Here is a 4883-nt window from a genome sequence, read left to right as displayed (position 1 = left end):
GACGTCCTTGAACCGCTGCTGCGCCGCGGGATCGGGATTGACGTCGGGATGCAGTTCCCGGGCCAGCTTCCGGTAGGCGCGCTTGATCTCATCCTGCGACGCGTTCTTGGCCACGCCCAGCAGGCCGTAATAGTCCCGTGCCACCCTTTGCACCAGTTGCCTTCCCGCGAGCCGGGGCCCGCGCATCACACCGCGGCGTTACCGCCCGGCGACGATCTCCCCGACGTACCGGGCGACCGCCCGGACCGCGGCCATCGTGCCCGGATAGTCCATCCGGGTCGGCCCGACGACGGCCAGCCCGCCCATCAGGGTCTCTCCGCTGCCGTACCCGGCCGACACCAGCGCGGTCGTGGCCAGGTTGGCATCGTCGTTCTCGCTGCCGATCGACACCACCACGGCGTCCGGGGTGTCCAGCGCGGCCAGCAGCTTGAGCAGCGTGACCTGCTCGTCCAGCGCCTCCAGCACGCCGCGCAGCGTGTTCGGCTGGTCGGCCCACGCCCCGGTGGCGTGCGAGGTGCCGGACAGCACCAGGCGCTCCTCCGGGTGCTCGACCAGCGCGTCCAGCAGCACCCCGACGGCCGGGCCGACGATGCTGCGCACCGCCGGATCGACCCGGGCCGCGGCGTCGGACCGGGCCGCGGCCGCGTCGGCGAGCCGGCGGCCGATCGCGTGCGCCGAGAACAGCGTGCGCAGCGCGAGCAGGCCCTGGTCGGTGACGTCGGCGTCGAGCTCGACCAGCCGCTGCTCGACCCGACCGGTGTCGGTGATGACGACCAGCAGCAGGCGGCGCAGGTCCAGCGCGACCACCTCGACGTGGCGCACGGACGACCGGGACAGCGTCGGGTACTGCACGAACGCGACCTGCCGGGTCAGCTGGGCCAGCAGCCGCACCGACCGGCGCAGCACGTCCTCGAGGTCGACCGCCTCGGACAGGAACGACTGGATGGCCCGCTTCTCGCCCGCGGACATCGGCTTGACCTGGGACAGCCGGTCGACGAACAGCCGGTAGCCCTTGTCCGTCGGGATCCGGCCGGCCGAGGTGTGCGGCTGGGCGATGTACCCCTCGTCCTCGAGCACGGCCATGTCGTTGCGGATGGTGGCCGGCGAGACGCCCAGCTGGTGCCGGTCGACCAACGACTTGGAGCCGACCGGCTCATGGGTGGCGACGTAGTCGGAGACGATGGCGCGGAGCACCTGGAAGCGGCGGTCGTCGGCGGACATGGGTCACCTCCCTGGTCACGGTCCGGAGCACGGGTCGAGCACTGGTCGAGCACGGATGGCGCGGCTTGGCACTCGCGCGCGTCGTCTGCCAAGTGTAGTCGTCACCGGGGCGGCGGGCGGGCGCCGGCGAGCGCCTCGCCGGCGCCCCCGGCGGGTACCTCCGCCCGGGCCGGCCGGCGCCTGGCGGCTACCCTGGGGGGCCAGCGGTGCGTCGCGACGATGCATGGGCAACGGAGGCCGCACGGATGATCTTCAAGGATGTTCGTGACGGGCGGCCCTACCCCGATCACGGGCTGTCCACCCGGGAGTGGGCGCGGATCCCGCCCCGCAAGGTGCGGATGGACGAGCTGATCACCACCAAGCGCGAGTTGCGCCTGGACGCGTTGCTCGACGAGCAGTCCACCTTCTACGGGGACCTGTTCCCGCACGCCGTGCACTGGCAGGGCCAGTTGTACCTGGAGGACGGTCTGCACCGGGCGCTGCGCTCGGCTCTGCAGCAGCGGACGATCCTGCACGTGCGGATCCTGGACCTGGACGCCCGGCCCCCGGGCGGCCCCGTCCCGTCCTCCTGATCCGGCCGACCGTCCTGATCGGTCAGCCCAGCAGCTCCAGGGCGATCCCGTCGGCCAGCAGCCGGCCCGGCAGGGTGAGCCGGGCGGTGCCGCCGGCCAGCGCGGCGGCGTCGAGCAGGCCGCGGTCGGCGGCCGCCGCCGCGACCGCCCGGCCGGCCGGGGCGAGCCGGTCCACCGGCAGGCCCGCGCGCAGCCGCAGCCGCAGCAGCACGTCCTCGGTCGCCCGCTGCTCACCGGTCAGCACTTCCCGGGCCTGCCCCGGGCTGACCCCGTCGGCCAGCCGCCGCGCGTAGGCGGCCGGGTGCTTGACGTTCCACCAGCGGACCCCGCCGACGTGCGAGTGCGCGCCGGGGCCGATCCCCCACCAGTCCTGGCCGGTCCAGTAGGCCAGGTTGTGCCGGCAGTGGGCGGCATCGTCCCGGGCCCAGTTCGACACCTCGTACCAGCCGAACCCGGCGCCGGTGAGGGCCGATTCGGCCAGCAGGTAGCGGTCGGCGAGCACGTCCTCGTCCGGCATCGGCAGCACCCCGCGGTCGACCGCCCGGGCCATCCGGGTGCCCGGCTCGACGATCAGGGAGTAGGCCGAGACGTGGTCGACGCCACTGGCCACGACGTCGGCCAGCGACCGGGCGAACTCCTCGTCGGTCTCCCCCGGCGTGCCGTAGATGAGGTCGAGGTTGACGTGCGCGAAGCCTTCCGCGTGCGCCCACCGGACGACGTCCAGCGCGCGGCCCGGGGTGTGGGTGCGGTCCAGGATCGTCAGCACCCGGCGGGACGTCGACTGCAGGCCCAGACTCAGCCGGGTGTACCCGGCCCGGCGCAGCCGGGCCAGCAGGGCCGGGTCGGTGGACTCCGGATTGGCCTCGGTGGTCACCTCGGCGTCCGCGGTCAGCCCGAACCGGTCCCGGATCGCCGCCAGCAGGTCGACCAGCGGGTCGGCGCCGACCAGGGACGGGGTGCCGCCGCCGACGAAGACCGTGGACACCGGCCGGTCGCCGCCGAGAACCGTCGCCGCCAGCTCGATCTCGGCCAGGGCGGCGTCGAACCAGGACTGCGGGGAGGCGTCCGTGCCGAGTTCGCCGGCGGTGTAGGTGTTGAAGTCGCAGTAGCCGCAGCGGGTCGCGCAGAACGGCACGTGCACGTAGAAGGACAGGGTGCGGCCGGCCGCCCCGACGGCGGCGGAGGCGGGCAGCGACCCGTCCGGCGGCACCGGGTCGCCGTCGGGCAGCGTGGACGGCACGGTGAACAGTGTCGCGCACCGCGTTCACCGGATCGACCACTCGTGGGGGCTGTACGAACACGATGGGTTCGCCTAGCGTCACCATCCGTGACCCGATCCGCTCGCCGGCTCCTGCCCCTGTCGCTGACCGTGCTGCTGGTGGCCGCGCTGAGCCCCGCGCTCCCGGCCGGCGCCGCCGAGCCGGCGGGGCAACTCTCGGGTCGGCCGCCGGCCTGGATCAACGAGATCCACTCCGACAACGCCGGCACCGACACCGGCGAGGCGGTCGAGGTCGCCGGGCCGGCCGGCACCGAGCTGACCGGGTGGTCGGTCGTCCTCTACAACGGCAACGGCGGCGCGGCCTACGGCACGCTGCCGCTGACCGGCACCCTGCCGGACCAGGCGGGCGGTCTGGGCACCACCTCGGTACCCGCGCCGGGCCTGCAGAACGGCGCCCCGGACGGCCTGGCCCTGGTCGACCCGACCGGCGCCGCGGTGCAGTTCCTGTCCTACGAGGGCGCCTTCACCGCGACCGACGGTCCGGCCGCCGGCCGGGCGTCCACCGACATCGGGGTGGCCGAGGACGGCACCGCGACCGGGACGTCGCTGCAGCTCACCGGCACCGGCCGCGGCCCGGCCGACTTCACCTGGACCACCGGGCCGGCCAGCTTCGGCGCGGTCGACGCCGGGCAGGTCTACGGCGAGCCCGGCCCGGTCGACCCGCCGGCCGGGCCGTGCACCGCCGACGTCCCCCTGACCACGGTGCCGCAGGTGCAGGGCGACGGGGCGACCACCCCGCTGGCGGGGCGCCGGGTCACCGTGCCGGCCGTGGTCACCGCCGTCGCGCCCGGGCTGGGCGGCTTCTACCTGCAGGACCCGGCCGGCGACGGCGACCCCGCCACCTCGGACGGGCTGTTCGTCTTCGGCGGCACGCCGGCCCCGGCGGTCGGCGACGCGGTGCGGGTGACCGGCACCGCCGGCGAGTACGCCACGTCGGGCGGCAGCTCGCAGACCCAGCTGGCCGGCGCGCCGACGGTGGAGGTCTGCGCGACCGGATCGACGCTGCCCGACCCGGTCGCGGTGACCTTCCCGCTGGCCGCGGCGGACGACCCCGAGCGGGTCGAGGGCATGCGCGTCGTGCTGCCGCAGAGCATGGTGATCAGCGAGTACTTCAACTACGACCGGTTCGGCGAGGTGGTGCTCGGCCGGCCGCAGGACGGGTCGGCCCGCCTGTTCACGCCGACGGCCGTGGCCGACCCGGGCCCGGCCGCGCAGGCCGTGGCCGCCGACAACGCGCTGCGCCGGATCACCCTGGACGACGGATCGAACCGGCAGAACCCGCCCGTCCTGCGGCATCCGGGCAACGGCGAGCCGTTCGGCCCGACCAACTCGTTCCGCGGCGGCGACACCGTCACCGGCGTCACCGGGGTGGTCGACCAGACGTTCGGCGCCTACCGGATCCAGCCCACCGCGCCGGCGGCCTCGGCGGTGACCAACCCGCGGCCCGCGGCCCCGCCGGCCGTCGGCGGCACCCTGCGGGTGGCGAGCCAGAACGTGCTCAACGCCGTCCCCCCCCTCGACCCCGCGACCGCGGCCGGACGGGTCTGCGGGCCGCAGCGGGACCAGGAGTGCCGCGGCGCCGACGACGCCGACGAGCTCGCCCGGCAGCGGGCCAAGATCCTGGCCGCGCTGGGCGGCCTGGACGCCGACGTGGTCGGCCTGCTGGAACTGGAGAACACCCCCGGGGTCGACCCGGCCGGCGACCTGGTCGCCGGCCTCAACGACCGGGCCGGCGCCGCCCCGTACGCGGCGATCGACACCGGCGTCCTGGGCGGCGACGCGATCCGGGTCGGCCTGATCTCCCGGCCGTC

Annotated in this window: 4 protein-coding genes and 1 pseudogene; 2 read left to right on the top strand and 3 right to left on the bottom strand. The window is 75.3% G+C overall.

Features of this window, described 5'->3' with window-relative positions:
- Both ACOJUF_RS14000 and hrcA read right to left on the bottom strand, forming a co-directional pair.
- Positions 1–144: DnaJ domain-containing protein (locus ACOJUF_RS14000; RefSeq protein ID WP_420122443.1), on the bottom strand; the 144-nt coding region annotated here is incomplete at its 3' end.
- Positions 145–198: 54 nt separating this feature from the next.
- Entirely contained in the window at positions 199–1221 is a 1023-nt protein-coding gene (gene hrcA, locus ACOJUF_RS13995) for a heat-inducible transcriptional repressor HrcA (RefSeq protein ID WP_420122442.1), read from the bottom strand.
- A gap of 245 nt (positions 1222–1466) precedes the next feature.
- Here hrcA and ACOJUF_RS13990 point away from each other — a divergent pair, with 245 nt between their 5' ends.
- Positions 1467–1793, top strand: coding sequence for a type II toxin-antitoxin system VapB family antitoxin (locus ACOJUF_RS13990; protein WP_420122441.1), 327 nt, complete (start codon positions 1467–1469; stop codon positions 1791–1793).
- A 22-nt stretch (positions 1794–1815) separates the two neighbouring features.
- Here ACOJUF_RS13990 and hemW read toward each other — a convergent pair whose 3' ends face one another.
- Positions 1816–3033 carry a radical SAM family heme chaperone HemW gene (gene hemW, locus ACOJUF_RS13985; RefSeq protein WP_420122440.1) on the bottom strand — a complete coding sequence of 406 codons (1218 nt, stop codon included), beginning with the start codon at positions 3031–3033 and terminating at the stop codon, positions 1816–1818.
- Positions 3034–3120: 87 nt separating this feature from the next.
- On the opposite strand from hemW, the pseudogene ACOJUF_RS13980 reads away from it, so the two are divergent.
- A pseudogene (locus ACOJUF_RS13980) lies at positions 3121–4883 on the top strand (hypothetical protein); the annotation flags it as partial.

The organism is Nakamurella sp., from assembly GCF_048594475.1.
Classification (GTDB): Bacteria; Actinomycetota; Actinomycetes; order Mycobacteriales; family Nakamurellaceae; genus Nakamurella.
Note: the sequence above shows the minus strand (reverse complement) of the source record. Positions and strands in the feature narration are given on the sequence as shown.